Here is a 302-nt window from a genome sequence, read left to right on the forward strand (position 1 = left end):
TTCGTCAGTGTCAGGCCAACGCCGGCCGCTGTGATCTGGCCGATGAAAATGCGCACGTCCGGATCGGTCTGCAGCCGGTCGACGCTTATCTGGCGCTCCCGCTGCTTCATATGCCCGTGCACCTGAACAGCGTGCAGGTGGTGGTCGTCATAAAGCTGTTCGATCACGTCTTTGTGGTGTGCAAAAACGACCAGCTTCTTGTCAGGCGGATTGTTTTCGAGCCAATCCTTGATCCAGTTCGATGCGGGTTTCGCCTTGGCCATGCCGGTCAAACGACGCAGCGTCGACACACCGCCGTCATA

1 protein-coding gene is annotated in these 302 nt (G+C 57.9%); it reads right to left on the reverse strand.

Annotation, left to right across the window (positions count from 1 at the left end):
• Nucleotides 1–302 (reverse strand): C-terminal helicase domain-containing protein (locus ACTJKP_RS27300; protein ID WP_440632892.1); only part of this gene is annotated, 302 nt, incomplete at both ends.

Origin of the sequence: Brucella sp. 22210 (assembly GCF_052045675.1) — a bacterium.
Classification (GTDB): Bacteria; Pseudomonadota; Alphaproteobacteria; order Rhizobiales; family Rhizobiaceae; genus Brucella.